General features: G+C 58.5%; 18 protein-coding genes. 10 read left to right on the plus strand and 8 right to left on the minus strand.

The features are described from left to right. Positions 1 to 118: 118 nt before the first annotated feature. Positions 119 to 1,039 carry a LysR family transcriptional regulator gene (locus tag ICA15_RS08345; protein ID WP_210552970.1) on the minus strand — a complete coding sequence of 307 codons (921 nt, stop codon included), beginning with the start codon at positions 1,037 to 1,039 and terminating at the stop codon, positions 119 to 121. Between the two features lie 109 nt (positions 1,040 to 1,148). Here ICA15_RS08345 and ICA15_RS08350 point away from each other — a divergent pair, with 109 nt between their 5' ends. Genes ICA15_RS08350 through ICA15_RS08360 form a run of 3 tightly spaced genes read left to right on the plus strand, consistent with a single transcriptional unit; the run spans position 1,149 to position 3,492 of the window. Then, on the plus strand, positions 1,149 to 2,234 hold the full coding sequence (locus ICA15_RS08350) for a TauD/TfdA family dioxygenase (protein WP_210552971.1): 1,086 nt from the start codon (positions 1,149 to 1,151) through the stop codon (positions 2,232 to 2,234). 3 nt (positions 2,235 to 2,237) lie between these two features. Next, the gene (locus ICA15_RS08355) at positions 2,238 to 2,996 is read left to right on the plus strand and encodes a sulfite exporter TauE/SafE family protein (RefSeq protein WP_210552972.1); all 759 of its coding nucleotides are present in this window, start codon (positions 2,238 to 2,240) and stop codon (positions 2,994 to 2,996) included. Between the two features lie 16 nt (positions 2,997 to 3,012). Beyond that, a complete protein-coding gene (locus ICA15_RS08360; protein WP_150602826.1) occupies positions 3,013 to 3,492 on the plus strand; it encodes a YbaK/prolyl-tRNA synthetase associated domain-containing protein in 480 nt (159 codons plus the stop codon). Positions 3,493 to 4,005: 513 nt separating this feature from the next. Here ICA15_RS08360 and ICA15_RS08370 read toward each other — a convergent pair. The 7 genes from ICA15_RS08370 to ICA15_RS08400 all read right to left on the minus strand — a co-directional run bounded on the left by ICA15_RS08370 (position 4,006) and on the right by ICA15_RS08400 (position 9,424). Next, positions 4,006 to 4,662 carry a DUF2931 family protein gene (locus ICA15_RS08370; RefSeq protein ID WP_210552973.1) on the minus strand — a complete coding sequence of 219 codons (657 nt, stop codon included), beginning with the start codon at positions 4,660 to 4,662 and terminating at the stop codon, positions 4,006 to 4,008. Between the two features lie 10 nt (positions 4,663 to 4,672). Further along, positions 4,673 to 5,329: a DUF2931 family protein gene (locus ICA15_RS08375; RefSeq protein ID WP_210552974.1), complete on the minus strand. Its 657-nt coding sequence runs from the start codon at positions 5,327 to 5,329 to the stop codon at positions 4,673 to 4,675. Then, positions 5,329 to 6,870, minus strand: a complete 1,542-nt coding sequence (locus ICA15_RS08380; RefSeq protein ID WP_210552975.1) for a T6SS phospholipase effector Tle1-like catalytic domain-containing protein — start codon at positions 6,868 to 6,870, stop codon at positions 5,329 to 5,331. Before ICA15_RS08380 ends, ICA15_RS08375 begins: the two co-directional genes overlap by 1 nt. 138 nt (positions 6,871 to 7,008) lie before the next feature. Next, positions 7,009 to 7,371 carry a DUF6124 family protein gene (locus ICA15_RS08385; protein ID WP_042559596.1) on the minus strand — a complete coding sequence of 121 codons (363 nt, stop codon included), beginning with the start codon at positions 7,369 to 7,371 and terminating at the stop codon, positions 7,009 to 7,011. Between the two features lie 575 nt (positions 7,372 to 7,946). Next, complete coding sequence (locus tag ICA15_RS08390; protein ID WP_210552976.1) at positions 7,947 to 8,426, minus strand: GNAT family N-acetyltransferase; 480 nt, start codon at positions 8,424 to 8,426, stop codon at positions 7,947 to 7,949. A 12-nt stretch (positions 8,427 to 8,438) separates the two neighbouring features. Further along, positions 8,439 to 8,654, minus strand: coding sequence for a DUF4287 domain-containing protein (locus tag ICA15_RS08395; protein ID WP_210552977.1), 216 nt, complete (start codon positions 8,652 to 8,654; stop codon positions 8,439 to 8,441). A 215-nt stretch (positions 8,655 to 8,869) separates the two neighbouring features. After that, positions 8,870 to 9,424: a cytochrome b gene (locus ICA15_RS08400; protein ID WP_210552978.1), complete on the minus strand. Its 555-nt coding sequence runs from the start codon at positions 9,422 to 9,424 to the stop codon at positions 8,870 to 8,872. A gap of 208 nt (positions 9,425 to 9,632) precedes the next feature. On the opposite strand from ICA15_RS08400, the gene ICA15_RS08405 reads away from it, so the two are divergent. The 7 genes from ICA15_RS08405 to ICA15_RS08435 are packed head-to-tail and all read left to right on the plus strand — an operon-like array spanning position 9,633 to position 15,929. Then, positions 9,633 to 10,310, plus strand: a complete 678-nt coding sequence (locus ICA15_RS08405; RefSeq protein ID WP_150615325.1) for a thermostable hemolysin — start codon at positions 9,633 to 9,635, stop codon at positions 10,308 to 10,310. Next, on the plus strand, positions 10,300 to 11,781 hold the full coding sequence (locus ICA15_RS08410) for an AMP-binding protein (RefSeq protein ID WP_210552979.1): 1,482 nt from the start codon (positions 10,300 to 10,302) through the stop codon (positions 11,779 to 11,781). The genes ICA15_RS08405 and ICA15_RS08410 overlap by 11 nt, the downstream gene beginning before the upstream one ends. Then, a complete protein-coding gene (locus ICA15_RS08415) occupies positions 11,778 to 12,452 on the plus strand; it encodes a TenA family transcriptional regulator (RefSeq protein ID WP_210552980.1) in 675 nt (224 codons plus the stop codon). Before ICA15_RS08410 ends, ICA15_RS08415 begins: the two co-directional genes overlap by 4 nt. Further along, positions 12,439 to 13,248 carry an SDR family oxidoreductase gene (locus tag ICA15_RS08420; protein ID WP_210552981.1) on the plus strand — a complete coding sequence of 270 codons (810 nt, stop codon included), beginning with the start codon at positions 12,439 to 12,441 and terminating at the stop codon, positions 13,246 to 13,248. The genes ICA15_RS08415 and ICA15_RS08420 overlap by 14 nt, the downstream gene beginning before the upstream one ends. Beyond that, complete coding sequence (locus tag ICA15_RS08425) at positions 13,245 to 13,889, plus strand: tetratricopeptide repeat protein (protein WP_210552982.1); 645 nt, start codon at positions 13,245 to 13,247, stop codon at positions 13,887 to 13,889. The genes ICA15_RS08420 and ICA15_RS08425 overlap by 4 nt, the downstream gene beginning before the upstream one ends. A 10-nt stretch (positions 13,890 to 13,899) precedes the next feature. Then, a complete protein-coding gene (locus ICA15_RS08430) occupies positions 13,900 to 14,562 on the plus strand; it encodes a response regulator (RefSeq protein ID WP_150602839.1) in 663 nt (220 codons plus the stop codon). Beyond that, positions 14,559 to 15,929, plus strand: a complete 1,371-nt coding sequence (locus tag ICA15_RS08435; protein WP_210552983.1) for an ATP-binding protein — start codon at positions 14,559 to 14,561, stop codon at positions 15,927 to 15,929. The genes ICA15_RS08430 and ICA15_RS08435 overlap by 4 nt, the downstream gene beginning before the upstream one ends. The last annotated feature ends 28 nt before the right edge of the window (positions 15,930 to 15,957 follow it).

Raw genomic sequence — 15,957 nt, forward strand, 5'->3', positions numbered from 1 at the left:
TTCGTAACAGGCCACAATCGGCCAAGCACTCATGACGTCGTCCGGTAAACATCAAAACCCAGCTTGCTCTCGATAGTGAGCGGACAGGACTGAACGCCCCCTAACCTCTTATCAGTGCTCACCCGCGTTTACATTCGAGGCTTTCACCCAAGCCACGGATCATTTCCATCAATGCCTTCACCCGCAGTGGCAAATTTCCGGCCGGGTATACCGCGTGCATCTGTGGGCTCTCGCCGCTGCTGGAGGTGAGTTTGTACTCCGGACAAACCCGGCACAGGCGCCCTGCTTCCACTTCGGTCTCCGCCATCCAGTCCGCCAAGCGGGCGATCCCGACGCCTGCCAGGGCTGCCTGGAATACCGCAAGGCCGGAGCTGAAACGAAATTTGGGGTGAACCCGAAAGCTGATGGCTTGCTCCTCACTGCGAAAATTCCACTCCTTGAGAATCCGTGGCGCCGTATGCAGGATCAGCGAGTGCGACTCCAGTGCTTCGATGGAGTCGGGCATGCCGTTGCGCTCCAGGTAGTCGGGGCTGGCATACAGATAACGTGAGTAACTCCAGAGCGCAAAGCCGATCAATTCGCTGGATTGTGGAAACGCGCCGCGAATCGAGAAGTCCAGCTTGCTCTTGGCCGGATCGATGATCTCATCGGTGAAAATCACATCGATGTTTACGTCTGGATAACGCTCGCAGTATTGCGCGATCAACCGGGGCAATACCCCGTTTGCGAGATACTCGGGGGCGGAAAAACGGATCCAGCCGGAGGCCAGGCCGCTGAGACCGGCCAGGTCTTCATCCACCTCACGTTGCAGATCGAGCATTTTGTACGCGTGAGGCAATAAGCATTCACCCGCTTCGGTCAAGCTCACGGCATTGGACGAGCGATTGAACAACTTGAGCCCGACACTTTCCTCCAGGGCTTGAACGGCGCGGGTCAGTGCGCTAGGGGAGCGCCCCAGAGTCCGTGCCGCGGCGACGAAGCTGCGCTTGCGAGCCACGGTCGCGAAGGCTTCAAGTTCCCCCAACATATTCAGTGCCACTCTCCACCTCATTGCATTTTTCACAACGCGGCATTGCAACACAAAAAAGTCCCTTCCGTTAACCTTCCCGTTCAACCCACAAGGATTGGGCAAACAGGAGCGCACGGACGTGTCGAAGCTGGATAAAGAAATCGGGAAAGCCGCAGCTTGTGTTGATGAAGTCATTCATGAATGGCTGGAAAAGAAATCAGTGACTTCGATCCGACGGGAGATACCGCAAATTCATCTGTCGCTCGAAGAACAACATACACTTCAGGCCGGTCTGGCATCGCTGGACGTGACCGATAGCGCCTCGGGTATCCGCCACATGCCGGTCCTGGGGCAGTTGCTGGAAAGTGTCCTGTGCGCCGAGAAAATCCAGCAGCTACGCAATTTTCCACAGTCCCGTGAAGTGGCGATGATCGTCAGGGGGCTGCCGCTGGACCCGCAACTGCCCGCCACGCCCTATGACCTGGAGCCGGGTATCGAGAACTTGTCGACTCTGGCCGGAGCTATTTTGTCCGTGCTGCAAACGCTGCAAACCCGTCCGCTGGCGTACGAGGGTGAAAGCAGCGATACCGTGTTCCGTCACGTTTCGCCCAAGCAAAAGCGAGAGACCGAAAAGAGCTCCTATGGCTCGCGCGCGGATCTGGACATGCATGTCGATAACCCTCACCTGCCTTTGACCTGCGAACCCGTCTCGCAGTTGTCGGCCTGTCCGGAGTACCTGTCCCTGACCGGCCTGCGCTGCGAGCTCGACGTACCGACGCGCATCGTCGCCATTGACGAGGTGCTGGCCATTCTGCCGGCCTGGGTCGAAGAAGAATTGGCACGGCCGAAATTCACCGTTCGCCGACCGGCCTCCTTCGGCAAACAGGGCAATGTGCTGGAAAACGTCCCCTTGCTGTACAGATGCGCAACCGATGGCCTGTATTGCCGCTACAACAAAGCGAGTGTCGAAACGACCTGCGCCAGTGCGCAGTTTGCCCTCCAACTGTTCGCCGCCGCCGCCAATCATCCCGATGTCGTGCACCACATACTGCTGCAACCAGGCGACATGCTGATCTTCAAGAACCAGCAAACCCTGCATGCCCGGGATGGTTTTACACCCCGCTACGACGGCCGTGATCGCTGGATGTTGCGCGTCTTCGGGGTCAATGATCCGGCACGCGTGATGCCGCTGGACCCTCATCAACCCTTTATAGTCAGAGCCTGATTCATGGTCGATATTGTCATCCTTTGCGTGTTCGCCTTCGCCGCCGGCCTGATCGATGCGGCGGTGGGCGGCGGCGGACTGATCCAGATTCCCGCGCTGTTCAACGTGCTGCCCACCGCTCAACCCGCGGCGCTGCTGGGTACCAATAAGGTCGCGGCCGCCTGCGGCACCGCATTCGCGGCCCGGTCCTTCGTGCGCAAGGTGGTGATCGACTGGGGTCTTGTGATCCCCGCCGCCTGCGCGGCTTTTGTCATGGCCTTCTTCGGAGCCGCCACGGTGTCGTTCGTACCCCAGTCGATGATCCGGCCGGCGGTGCTGGTGTTGATTGTATTGATGGCGATCTACACCTTCTGGAAAAAGGATTTCGGTACCCTGCACAAACCCATGCACATCGGTACCAAGGAAAAACTGCTGGCGATCGTCATCGGCGGTGCCATCGGTTTCTACGATGGTCTGTTCGGTCCTGGCACTGGCAGCTTCCTGATCTTCCTGTTTATCCGCTGCTTCGCCTTCGACTTTCTTCATGCCTCGGCATCGGCCAAGCTAGTGAACATCGCGACCAACGTAGCGGCACTGATGTTCTTCATTCCGACGGGTAACGTGCTCTACCTGATCGCAATCCCCATGGCGGCATTCAACATCCTGGGCGCGCTCACCGGCACCTGGCTGGCGGTTCATAAAGGCGTGCCCTTTGTCCGGGCTCTGTTCCTGGTGTTGCTGGTGATTCTGATCAGCAAACTGTCCTACGACCTGTTCCTGTAAACCAGAGGAAAACTACATGCATCCCATGTTCGATCGCCTCGTGGCACTACTCGATGCCCGCTCAGCCTCCTACCGGGTGTTGATGCACGATGCCGAGGGCCAGTCGGCGCGCGTCGCCGAAATCCGTGGCACCGAGCCCGGCCAAGGCGCGAAGGCCATGCTTTGCTCCCTCAAGGGTCAGGCCGAACCCTATGCACTGGTGATACTGCCGGGCGACCAGAAGCTGGACATGAAGAAAGTCGGAGCGGCCCTGGGCGGGAAAAAAGCCGAACTGGTGAAGGCCGAAACCGCCATGGAACTGACCGGGTGCCGGATCGGCGCCATCCCTCCTTTTGTTTTCGATGAGCGGATTCAATTGATCGTCGATCCGGCCTTGACCACACGCTACGCTGAAATAGCCTTCAACGCGGGGCGGCTGGATGCGTCGATGGTGCTCGATACGAAAGATTATCTGGCGATTGCCATGCCTCGATTGCTGGATATCAGCCAGGCTTGAGCAGATGTTTTCAGGGACGGATTTATTTTCATAGTTCTTAAAAAACGGATCTTGAAAAATGGATCAGTCTCCTGGGCTGTAGCCATCGGCGAGAAGCGGCTTTTCGGGGACGAGGGCAATCGGCATCGGTTTTGCCTGATAGCGGATCTGAAGATTGGCATCCGGCCAAGAACAATGTGCATGGCAGCGTGATGCTTAGCTGTATTGGTCCTCCGCTTACCAACTTCCGTAAGGGATGCCGAACTTCTCGATATAACGCTTGGACTTTTCACTGACCGGGTATGCGTAACGCCCTTGGTTCTTGCCCTGACCAGGGCCTAACGGTTCGATTTCAGCTTGGGCCTTTGCCACTTTGATCGGGCGATGGCACCTTCATGTAATGAGGCTCGGTAAACGCGAGTTCCCAAGACTCGGATTTGGGATCGGTTTTGCCTGATAGCGGATCTGCGGATTGGCAACCTGCCAGAAACAATATGCATAGCAGCGTGATGCGTAGCTTCATTGGTTTACCGCTTACCAACTTCCGTAAGGGATGCCGAATTTCTCGATATAACGCTTGGATTTTTCACTGACCGGATAAGCGTATCGCCCTTGGGTTTTCCCCTGACTTGGCCCTAAGGGTTCGATTTCTGCCTGAGCCTTCGCCACTTCGATCGGATGGTGACAGGAGTCTCTTACCCAGACCTGAACGACGCCACCGGGTGCCAAGCCCAGATAAACCGAAGAGATATAGGTAGCTGTTTGCTCCGGATATTTGGGGCAGCGTTGGTTAACCGAAGTCAGCATCAACTGCCTGGCCTCCTCGGGTATATCTATCCAAACTCGATAGGTCTGAGGCTCTACGATGGATTGCCAGCGAACGAAGATACGTTTGGGGAGATCAGCGCCCACCACCGCTTTGGCGGAGCTGCCCAAGCCGTGCCAGCCTCGCGCAGATTCTGTTCCGTCTTCTGGCTGCCCGCCCGAGGCGGATCCGCCGCCAGTGCGTAGGAGCGTATTTCCTTTGATGTCTTCGACGGAGGTGTCCTCAACCCAGACTTTCATATAGCGAGGCTCGGTAAAGCCGAGTTCCCACCATGGGGATTTGGGGTCGTTTTTTGCTGATAGCGGATCGCTTGACTGACAACCAGCAACTGCCAGTACAAAAAGCAAAATTATGAGTCGTTTCATCGGTGATGGGTTACCAACTCCCGAACGGAATGCCGTACTTCTCGATATAGCGCTTAGCTTTTTCACTCACAGGGTAGGCATACTGCCCGCCGTTTTTACCCTGCTCCGGTCCTAATGGCTCCAACTCAGCTTGGGCACGGGCGACTTTAACCGGGCGCCGGCATAAATCTCTTACCCACACCTGTACGACCCCACCTGGGGCAAGTCCTAAGTAGACCGATGCCATGAACCGTGCCGTTTTCTGAGGTGTCTCGGGGCAGCGTTGGTGTTTGGATGTCTCCATCACCTGTCTTGCTTCTTCTGGGATATCGACCCAAGCCCGGTAGGTTTTTTGCTCTGGTATGGATTGCCAACGTACGAAAATACGCTTTGGTAGACCCGCACCAATCACTGGTTTCCCGGTACCGCCAACGCCGATCCATCCACGGGCGGACTCTTTCTCGTCATTAGGTTCGGCACCACTCGCATTACCTCCTCCCGCACGCAAGAAGGTTTTGCCATTGATGTCTTCCACCGAGCTGTCTTCAACCCACACATTCATGAAATTAGGCTTGATGAACGCCAGTTCCCACCAAGGGTATTTGGGGTCGCTTTCACCCGGGTTGGCGTTTGTAACCTGACAGCCCGTGAGGAGTAAAACGCCCAGAAGGGCTACAGCTATTTTCATTACCAGAGTTTCCAGTCAGCTACGTGAGGATGTTGTACGCGAATGCGATCCTCGGTAGGTGCGTTGATGTAAACAGCCTCCAGACCGCTACCATCCCTTCGACCTAGTGGATGATTCCAATTGGCAGAGGTGTGGATGTATTTCAATTTCAGCAACTGCTCTTCTTCTGGAGTAGTGCTGAAGTCGCCGGCGAGGAATTTGTCACACATGCCTTGCAGCTCTTGCGGCACGGCATACTCGCTTCGCTTTGGTATGTCAGTAAAAGGAACACCCTTTTCCTTCGCCAGTTGATACATCACCCTGAGATAAACCGTTGAAAGCTTTCCACTGACCGGACGCTTGAGTTGCAGCCCGGCGTAAACGCGTTTTTGCTTAGGCCCCAGCCTGTCTTGCAAATCGGTTGGTAAGTCGAATGCCTCAGGTGTAACGACTTCCAATAAATGAGCCGGCCACCCTTTGGCTACCCATTGGCTTTTTACTCTGGCTGCGTCCCGATAAATTGAGGTGGTTGTGACATCAGTATTGATCCACACATCAAGCGCTTGCATTGGGCTGACCAACACGCACTCTTCAGTTTCGTCGAGGTAGCTTCCGCCGATATCCGAGTGGACGCCGGGACATGTGTATTCCGGATAGTCGGGTTTTACTCGACTGAGAGCGAAGTTTGCCCGGCATTCATCGCGGGCAACCAAGTGGACGACGTCGCGGAAGAAGCGCCGATCAAGGTAAAGCCGGATACCTGGGGCGATGGGACTCTTAACTCGACCAAAATTGATGAAGCCAGCGATCGAGGGCACTGTATCGAACAGCCCGATAAAGCCCATGTTAATGCTACTTCCGTACTGCTCGTTGAAGGTACGACTGAAATTGTTAGCGTAAGTGGTCAGTAAATCCCTTAAAGGTCCCTGCTTGCCTCTCACAATTTCATTTGAAAAATGGCGAGCCGCTGCTGCCCCTCGACTAAACCCAAAGGTGTCAAAGGTGATGGAGGCTATTTCACTGTTTGGATTTTCTTGAAGGGCGTCTTCAACAACTTGCTTGATAAAGGTAAATGACGTCTGAACGCGCCCGGCGACTCCCGTCTCTCCGCGTCCCGTACCTTGGCCGACCACGCTATCTTTTTCATTCGCCAGGGTGCCGATGCCTTCGATATATAAAGGGCGGGACACCTGTTTTATCGAGCCCTCGCCTTCGGCAATGGGGGATTCGTAATACAGGTCGGCGAGTTTTTTTATATTGGTTGCGTCGGCGCCATAGCTGCTGTCTGGGTCCCCCATATAAGGCTGACAACTCGCAGGAATATCCTTCGGCGCAATCGGATGCTGCGCACCACACAGCAACCCAGCTGCCGTGTTGTTCGCATTATTTCCAGTGCCATCAAAGAACACGCCAATCCGCAGCGCGATGCCGATTTTCTCAGGCTCGGGTGCGGGTTCTTTCCCGTGTTTTTCGTATTCAGCCCAGCGCTGGGCGTGGATATCGACGGGTTTGGCTTCTTCGTAGCGATAGTTTTTCGGGGGGTTGGGGACGTAGCCGCTCAATCCTTGATTCCTTGCTCTGATCCTTGAGAACGGCCCGAAGGGTGACAGCCGAGGCTTGGGGGCGCAAGGCGTGGCCGTGTGCCAGCGCGGTTGAGGCAGTGTGATGTGACGAGGGTTTCCCCTCGTCTTGGTGGAGGGTTATTTCGTGATTACGACGTTGTCCAGCGCTTGGTTTACGGCCAGTTCGCCGAGCATTACGACCTGCGCGATTCCCAGCGCAGTTTTGCGGTGGGAGATGTCCAGCATGGCGGCGAAGTTGTTGAGCATTTCGCTGGCCGAACCGAGGGTTTCGCTGGCGTTGGCTAGCAGCGATTCGGTGTCGTACTTCGGGTTGGCGAAGTACATGCGGTCAGGCTCGTTGGTGCTGGCCATGATTTGGTCGGCAGGCTTGAGGTAGTGGTCGAGGGCGCGTTCGGCGGCTTCGTGAAATTTCCTGGAATCGGGGGATTCGTAGGGGGATGTGGGGTCGGTTTCTGGCGGGTTGGGTGTTGGTTTGAACATGGATGAAGCTCCTACGTCAAAAAAGGGAGCCATCACTCTCGCTACCAAACGAGGGTGGCGGCCATGCGCAGGTTGGTAGACCGGGACGTAGAAAACCGGCGCGCCCGAAGACGCCCTGTGCATGACCACCATAAAGCCTTGTCGAACAGACACTGTGAATCATGATGCTTATGCAATCTACGAAAACTCAGGGCTACCAAACCCGATCACTGTTTTTCAGCGACCGACAAACGATAGAACCCGCGACCTAGACGCACAAGCCGGCGGATTCTGGCTTAGTCGTAGCCGATGGCGCAAGACGTTGTAGGGCTTTGGTGGTTACTTGGGGCTTCGTTTAAACAGTGTCGGAATTGTCTGTTTATTTTGGTCTGGGATTCAGGTAGTGACAGAGCTGGCGCCATCGCTGGCAAGCCAGCTCCCACAAGGTTTTGTGGTTGGTTTGGGATTTTTGGTGGCTGGTCTGACATCTTCGCGAGCAGGCTCACTCCTACAGGGGTAGTGCCTGGCTTTGGACTGATGTTGGCTGGGCTGGCGTTATCGCTGGCAAGCCAGCTCCCACAGGAGTTGTGGGTTGCTCAGGATTTGTGGCGTGTCATCTGGATCAGGGCTGTTCGGCCGCCATCAGGTGCGGGGCGCTCTTCAATGGCGAACGGGGTGAAGCCGAGCTTCGGATACAGAAGCAATCCGGTGGTATTTTCGTTGAAGCACGACAACTGCACTTCGTTGGCCAGGTACTTTTCGAAACCCAGTGCAGTCATGGTTTCGATGATGTAACGGGCCACACCTCGGCCGCGGGCGCTCGGTGCGACGATGACGTTGCCGATGCAGCAGATGCCGTTGTGTTCGGCGCGGTAGAAATTGGCGAAGCCGACAACTACACCATCATCTTCGAAAACCGTGGAATCGAAGCGCTGGCTGATTGCGCTGTGCAGTTGTTCTTGCGTCAGCGGGTAGTTTGCTTTCGGGAACATGAAGAACAGTTCCTGAATGCCCTGCGGAAAACTGCAGACGGTTTTGACATCTTCGGCCAGTACGGGCCGGTGAGTGAAGTTCATCGCGCCCTGCCCTCACTTTTTACCGCTGGCCAGATGATGCGCAACCAACGCATTGGCATGCCCGTGGCCCATGCCGTGTTCTTCCTTGAGCCACGCCACCAGTTCCATGTGTTTCTTGTCGCTGACGCCGGCGAGCAGGGTCAGCCAGTGGTCGATGGGCTGGCCGTACTTTTTCTCGATGGAGGGGAAGTAAGACGCCGGGCCTTTCACTTTGTTGTCTTCGTTCATGCTAGACGCTCCGTGGGCTCGCGACGGAGGGTCGGCGGACGCTCCTTGTCGGCAAGGCCTAAGCGTGGACGCGAAGTGCGGATCCGGCAACTGCCTTGCTCTACCAGACGCTGAAAAAACTGTAGGAGTGAGCCTGCTCGCGATCGCGGTGGTTCAGTCAACATCGATGCTGGCCGAACAGGCGCTATCGCGAGCAGGCTCACTCCTACAGGGGGTTAGCGGGAACCTGTGCGCCCCGGCAGCATCCGCACCAGCGTGTTATCGCGCACCCAGTAATGGTGAAACAACCCTGCCACCGCATGCAGGCCGATCAGCCAGTAGCCGGTGCTACCGATCAGTTCATGCCAGTACTTCAGGCGTTTGGCGACGTCCGGGTCGATGGCGACCGGGGCCGGTACGTGGAAGCCGAAGTACGGGATCGGTTTGTCGCCGGCGGCGAGCATCAGCCAGGCGAGGATCGGGGTGGCGATCATCAGGCCGTAGAGGGCGAGGTGCGTGAGGTGCGCGAGGCCGGTTTGCCACGCTGGGGGTTTGGGGGTGATCGGTGGGCGTGGGGTCAGGCGACCGAGCAGGCGGATCCATACCAGGGCGAAGATGCTGGCGCCGAACAGGCCGTGAAAGCCCATCAGCAGGCCGCGCGCTTCGCTGCCCTTGGGCATGTAGCCCTTGATTTCGACGCAGGCGTAGACGCCGACGAACAGCACCAGCATCAGCCAGTGCATCGTGATTGAGAGTTTTCCATAACGGCTTGCGGCGTTGTCGCGAGTCATAAGATGCGCCTCGTGATTGTCGTGGATGACGGTCGATGGGGTCGACGGTCACGTTCCTTTGGCCGGGCGAACCGACGGTGTCACCCTGCCCGGTCAGTCTTAAGACAGTCTGAAGATCGGCCCGTGGATTAACCTTTTTTCACCTTCAGACTTCGTTAAGAAATGGCTTGGATACTTCGCTCAAATCTTTGAGGGAGGCGTTCTGCCCATGCCCGATTTCGACTGGAACATCCCCCTGCCCCTGCACTTCGGCCAAACCGAAGCGCCGCAGATGATGCTGACGAATGCTTTGCCCGACGACGCACAACGAACGGCGTTCGAAGCGTTCATTCAGCAACGCTTTCGCAAGGCCCACGGCGCCGACATCCGCCACTTCATGCCCGAGCTGTTCGGCGTGCACAACGCCGCAGGTGAGCTGTGCGCGGTGGCCGGTGTACGTCGCGCCCATTTGGAGCCGCTGTTTCTTGAGCGCTATCTGGATGAGCCGATCGAACCACTGATCAGCGCGGCGGCGGATCGCCCGGTGACGCGCAACGGCATTGTCGAAGTCGGCAACCTAGCCGCCAGCGACACCGGCAGTGCGCGCCTGAGCATCATCGCCATCACCTATTTACTGGCCATGGGCGGTCTGGAGTGGGTGACGTTCACCGGCAATATCGGGTTGGTCAACAGCTTCCATCGTCTCGGCCTGAATCCAGTGACATTGTGCGCCGCAGACCCGGAGCGACTGGGTGACGAGCGTCAACATTGGGGCAGTTATTACGAAAGCAAACCTTGGGTTCACGTCGGCAACATCCGCGCCGGGTTTATCCATTTGCGCAATATCGGACTGTTCAACCGGCTGGGATTGCCGACTTCGATTGAAGGAGCTTTCCATGTCGCTTGAACTGCAACGCTTTCAGGAAACCCTGCGCAGCCATGCCGGGCGCAATGACAACGCGGTCGCGCTGTGGGGCGATACGCTGAAAATCGATTACACGACCCTGTACGCCGAGGTGCTGTATCGCCAGGAGCGTTTGCGCGATGAACATGTGCGAGTGGTCGCACTGGTGCTGGATAACGGCGTCGACGCGATGCTCTGGGATTTGGCGGTGCTGTTCGAAGGCCTGACCTGTGTGACGCTGCCGCCGTTTTTCAGCCCGGCGCAACGCGCCCATTGTCTGGAGCTGAGTCAGGCTGAACGGGTGATTGCCGAGCCAGAGCTGGAGGCCGAGTTGCTCGGCGCCGGTTATGTGAAGAACGGCGAGTTCTGGTGCCGCACATTCAGTGGACCGAGCCGCATGCCCGCCGGCACCGCAAAACTGACGTTTACCTCCGGCACCACCGGCACGCCGAAAGGCGTGTGTTTGAGTGCCGATAGTTTTTTGCGTGTGGCCCGTGAGCTGGATCAGGCCAGTGAACCGACTGATCCACAACATCATCTGGCCCTGCTGCCGCTGGCGATTCTGCTGGAAAACCTCGGTTGTTATGCGGCGCTGTATGCCGGTGAGATGTTGAGCCTGCCGAGCCAGAAAACCCTCGGCATTCAGGGCGCCTGCGGCGTCGATGTGCCGCGTCTGCTGGGCTATCTGGCCAGCCGTGCACCGGAGAGTCTGATTCTGGTGCCGCAGCTGTTGCTGATGCTGGTCAGCGCCGCCGAACAAAAAGCCTTCAATCCACAAAAACTGCGTTTTGCCGCCGTCGGCGGCGCGCGGGTTTCCGAGGATCTGCTGCACCGTGCGCAACGTGTCGGCCTGCCGGTTTACGAAGGTTATGGCTTGTCCGAATGTGCATCGGTGGTGTGCCTCAATCGCCCCGGTGCCCGGCGTCCAGGCAGCGTCGGCAGGCCCCTGCCGCATGTCGAAGTGCGGCTGGCCGAAGACGGCGAAGTGCTGATCAAGGGTTCGCCGCTGCTGGGTTACCTGGGGGATGCGCCGTATGCCGAAGAATGGTGGCCGAGCGGCGATCTGGGTGAGTTCGACCCGGAAGGTTTCCTCTTTCTCAAGGGTCGCAAGAAGCATCAGTTCGTCACCAGTTTCGGGCGCAACGTCAACCCGGAATGGGTCGAGTCGGAGCTGACCCAGCGCCGCCGCATCGCCCAGGCCTTCGTCTACGGCGAAGCGATGCCGCACAACCACGCCCTGCTCTGGCCGCATCGCGCCGATTGCAGCGACGCTGATCTGGCTGCGGCCGTCGCCGAAGCGAACGAAGCTTTGCCCGATTACGCCCAGGTACACCGCTGGACGCGTCTATCCCAACCCTTCACCGCCGCCAATGGCCTGCTTACCGCCAATGGCCGCCCGCGCCGCGAAGCCATCGTCGCGCAGTACCACGCCCAATTGACCGAATCCGTTATCTGCGAGGCATCCGCATCATGAGTTTTTTCGACACCCTGCAAGAAGCCACACAACGGGAACGCCACGAGCTGTTCAACCTGCCGATCATCGTTGATGCGCTGCAAGGCAAGGTCAGCCTTGAGAGCTATCGGGAATTTCTCGCCCAGGCCTATTACCACGTGCGCCACACGGTGCCGTTGATGATGGCTTGCGGCGCGCGTTTGCCGACACGCCTGGAGTGGTTGCGCAAAGCGGTGTGCGAGTACATCGAGGATGAATACGGCCATGAACAGTGGGTGCTCAACGACATTGCCGCCTGTGGCGGTGATCGTGATGCGGTGCGTGATGGTCAACCGTCGCTGTCGATCGAGTTGATGGTCAGCTTCCTGTACGACCTGATCGCCCGGGGCAATCCGGTGGGGCTGTTCGGCATGGTCAATGTGCTTGAGGGCACCAGCATTGCCTTGGCCACCCACGCGGCGGGCAGCATTCGCGAGCGTTTGGGGTTGCCGGAAACGGCGTTCAGCTACCTCAGTTCTCACGGTTCGCTGGACATCGAGCACATGCAGACCTACCGCCGACTGATGAACCAGCTCGAGGACGCGCAAGACCAGGCCGCCGTGATCCACGCCTCGAAAGTCGTGTATCGCCTGTACACCGATATGTTCCGTGGCTTGCCGCGTGAAGTGCAGGCTCAACATGCAGCTGCATGAAGCGCGTGTTGTCCTGACCGGCGCCAGTGGCGGTATCGGCATGGCCATCGCCAGTGCCTTGTGCGCCGCCGGTGCGCGGGTGCTGGCCGTGGCCCGGCATCAGGAAGCGCTGCTGCCGTTGCTTGAGCGTTATCCGCAAAATCTGTATTGGATCGGCGCCGACCTGACCTTCCTCAGCGACCGGCACAAAGTGCTGGTCGCCGCCGAAGCCATCGGCGGCATCAACCTGCTGATCAACGCGGCCGGGGTCAACCACTTCGCCATGCTCGAACAGCTCGATGACAGCGACATCAACGCCATGCTGGCGGTGAATGTCAGTGCGCCGATCTGCCTGACGAAACTGCTGTTACCGCTGCTCAAGCAGGCGGACAGCGCCATGGTGGTCAATGTTGGCTCCACTTATGGCTCGATCGGCTATGCCGGTTATGCCAGTTACTGCGCGAGCAAGTTTGCCTTGCGCGGTTTCTCCGAAGCGCTGCGCCGGGAGCTGGCTGACACGCGGGTCAGCGTTCTTTACGTCGCGCCGCGTGCCACCCGCACGTCGATGAACAGCACGGCCGCGCAAGCCTTGAACGATGCACTCAAGGCCAACGTCGATGATCCGCAAACCGTGGCGGCGGCGGTGATGCACGCAATCGCCGGCGATCGCCGCGATTTGTATCTGGGCTGGCCGGAGCGGTTCTTCGTACGCCTGAACAATTTACTGCCGCATCTGGTGGATCGTGGCCTGCGCAAGCAGTTGCCGCTGATCCGACGCTTCAGCGAAAAAACCGACAACGAGACCCTCAAACCATGAAAAAAGCCTTCGCCTGCCTGCTGCTCGGTGCCCTCAGCCAATCCGTCTGGGCGCTGGACGCCGCCGATCAACAACGCCTCACTGGCATCCAGCAGAGCTGGGCGCATATCCAATATGAAGTGGCGGAAAAACAGCGCGCCGCCGCCTTCGAACAGCTATCAACCGAGGCGACTGCCTTTACCACGCAACGCCCCGCCGTGGCCGAAGCGTGGATCTGGAAGGGCATCGTCACCAGCAGTTGGGCCGGTGCCGAGGGTGGGCTCGGCGCCTTGGGCAAAGCCAAGGACGCCAAGGCTGACCTGGAAAAATCCCTGACCCTGGATCCCAAAGCCTTGAATGGCTCGGCCTACACCAGCCTCGCCGCGCTGTACGACCGAGTGCCAGGCTGGCCGATCGGTTTTGGTGACAGCGACAAGGCCGAGCAATTGCTCAAGCAGGCGTTGCAACTGAACCCTAACGGCATCGACAGCCTGTACTTCTGGGGTGATCACCTCTACCGTGAAAAACGCTACGCTGAAGCCAAGGCAGCGCTGCAAAAAGCCCTGCAAGCCGCACCGCGCCCAGGCCGGGAAAGCGCCGACGCCGGGCGTCGCAAAGAGATCGCCGCCCTGCTGGTGGACGTCAACAAGAAACTCGACTGAAGGAATGCGCGTGCGTTTATTACTGATTGAGGATGACGTCGCGCTCGGTGAAGGCATTCATCAGGCGCTGGGGCGTGAGGGTTACACCGTCGACTGGCTCAAGGACGGCGCCAGCGCATTGCATGCACTGCTCAGTGAAACTTTCGACCTGGCGGTACTCGATCTTGGTCTGCCGCGCATGGACGGCATCGAAGTGCTGCGCCGTTTGCGCGACAGCGGTTCGAATCTGCCGGTGCTGATTCTTACCGCCCGCGATGCCACCGAAGACCGCATCGCCGGGCTCGATGCCGGGGCCGACGATTATCTGGTCAAACCGTTCGATCTGGCAGAACTCAAGGCGCGTTTGCGCGCTCTGTTGCGGCGCAGTGCGGGGCGCGCTCAGGCGCTGATCGAACACGCCGGCATCAGCCTCAACCCCGGCACCCAGCAGGTCAGCTATCAGGGCCAACCAGTGGCGCTGACACCCAAGGAATATCAGTTGCTGCACGAATTGCTCTCGCCGCCGGGCCGGGTGATGACCCGCGATCAGCTGATCCAGTTGCTCTACGGCTGGAATGAGGAAGCGGAAAGTAACACTCTGGAAGTGCATATCCATCACCTGCGCAAGAAATTCTCCACCGACCTGATCCGCACCATCCGTGGTGTGGGTTATCTGGTGGAGGAGCGCCGATGACTTCAATCCGACGCCGCACGCTGACGCTGATCATCGGCCTGTTGCTGACCGGCTTGGCAGTGCTCAGCACATTCAACGTGCATGACAGTAACCACGAAATCGCTGAAGTCTACGATGCTCAACTGGCGCAGAACGCGCGTCTGTTGCAAGGCGTGATGCGCATGCCGATGGCGAGTACCGAGCACGCGCAATTGTATCAAGCGTTCAATCAGGCCTTGGGCGAAGCCAAGCCACGGGTTGATGGTCATCCTTACGAAAGCAAGATCGCCTTTCAGGTATGGAACCCCAAAGGTGAAGTGTTGGTACACACTGCTAGCGCGCCTTCCTTCACCGCACCGCCGACCCGACCGGGCTTCAGCGACGTGGTGGATTTGAAAGGCCGGCAATGGCGGGCGTTCATGCTGGAAGACAAGCAGAACGGCCTGCGCATCTGGGTTGGCGAACGCGATGATGTGCGCACCGATCTGGTCGACCGCATCGTGCGGCACACCCTGTGGCCGAACATGCTCGGCAGTCTGATTCTGGCGGCGATGATCTGGCTGGCCATCGGCTGGGGCCTCAAGCCACTGGCGAACATGGCCGCCACCCTGCGCGCCCGTCACAGTGGTTCGCTGGAGCCACTGCAGCTCACGCCGCTCCCCAGCGAACTGGAGCCGATGCAAGCAGCCCTTAACCGCATGCTCGCGCAGATCCAGGAAGTGCTCGGCCGCGAACGCCGCTTCATCGCTGACGCCGCCCACGAAATGCGCACCCCGCTGGCGGTGCTGCGCGTGCATGCGCAAAACCTGCTGGAGGCCGGCACCGAGCAGGAGCGCCGCGAATCCCTGGAATTTCTGATCTCCGGCGTCGACCGCACCAGCCGTCTGGTCAACCAGTTGCTGACCATGGCACGCCTCGAACCGAAATCCGACCCGCCGCCGCTGCAACGCATCGACCTAAGCGAAACCGTGCGCAACAGCCTCGTGCAACTGACGCCGTGGCTGCTGAGCAAACAGCTGGAACTGACCTTCGAGGACAGCGCCGAACCGTTCCACGTCATGGCCAGCGCCACTGCCATCGATATCGCCCTGAACAACCTGATCACCAATGCCGCCAACTTCTCACCGGAACACGGCGTGATCACCGTCACGCTGACTGAGGACAACGGCTTCTGCCATTTGCGTGTCGAAGATCAAGGGCCAGGCATTGATGAGGAGGATCGAGAGCGATTGTTCGAACGTTTCTACAGCCGTGGCAATCCTCAGGGTGCGGGATTGGGGCTGGCCATCGTCAACACCATCGCAACGCGGTTGGGTGGACGGATTACGTTGGTCAATCGAGCTGAGGGCGGCCTGCGCGCGACGTTGTCGGTACCGCATGGACAATGATCGGCCTGGCCCGGCCCGCTTATCCTGA

This window comes from Pseudomonas sp. P116 (genome assembly GCF_020149425.1).
In the GTDB taxonomy this organism is placed as follows: domain Bacteria; phylum Pseudomonadota; class Gammaproteobacteria; order Pseudomonadales; family Pseudomonadaceae; genus Aquipseudomonas; species Aquipseudomonas anatoliensis.

Bases quoted from the DNA above. Each gene is read 5' to 3' on its own strand.
- ICA15_RS08355 (WP_210552972.1), top strand. From the start codon at position 2,238: ATGGTCGATATTGTCATCCTTTGCGTGTTCGCCTTCGCCGCCGGCCTG.
- ICA15_RS08360 (WP_150602826.1), top strand. From the start codon at position 3,013: ATGCATCCCATGTTCGATCGCCTCGTGGCACTACTCGATGCCCGCTCA.
- ICA15_RS08370 (WP_210552973.1), bottom strand. From the start codon at position 4,662: ATGAAACGACTCATAATTTTGCTTTTTGTACTGGCAGTTGCTGGTTGT.
- ICA15_RS08375 (WP_210552974.1), bottom strand. From the start codon at position 5,329: ATGAAAATAGCTGTAGCCCTTCTGGGCGTTTTACTCCTCACGGGCTGT.
- ICA15_RS08385 (WP_042559596.1), bottom strand. From the start codon at position 7,371: ATGTTCAAACCAACACCCAACCCGCCAGAAACCGACCCCACATCCCCC.
- ICA15_RS08390 (WP_210552976.1), bottom strand. From the start codon at position 8,426: ATGAACTTCACTCACCGGCCCGTACTGGCCGAAGATGTCAAAACCGTC.
- ICA15_RS08395 (WP_210552977.1), bottom strand. From the start codon at position 8,654: ATGAACGAAGACAACAAAGTGAAAGGCCCGGCGTCTTACTTCCCCTCC.
- ICA15_RS08400 (WP_210552978.1), bottom strand. From the start codon at position 9,424: ATGACTCGCGACAACGCCGCAAGCCGTTATGGAAAACTCTCAATCACG.
- ICA15_RS08405 (WP_150615325.1), top strand. From the start codon at position 9,633: ATGCCCGATTTCGACTGGAACATCCCCCTGCCCCTGCACTTCGGCCAA.
- ICA15_RS08410 (WP_210552979.1), top strand. From the start codon at position 10,300: ATGTCGCTTGAACTGCAACGCTTTCAGGAAACCCTGCGCAGCCATGCC.
- ICA15_RS08415 (WP_210552980.1), top strand. From the start codon at position 11,778: ATGAGTTTTTTCGACACCCTGCAAGAAGCCACACAACGGGAACGCCAC.
- ICA15_RS08420 (WP_210552981.1), top strand. From the start codon at position 12,439: ATGCAGCTGCATGAAGCGCGTGTTGTCCTGACCGGCGCCAGTGGCGGT.
- ICA15_RS08425 (WP_210552982.1), top strand. From the start codon at position 13,245: ATGAAAAAAGCCTTCGCCTGCCTGCTGCTCGGTGCCCTCAGCCAATCC.
- ICA15_RS08435 (WP_210552983.1), top strand. From the start codon at position 14,559: ATGACTTCAATCCGACGCCGCACGCTGACGCTGATCATCGGCCTGTTG.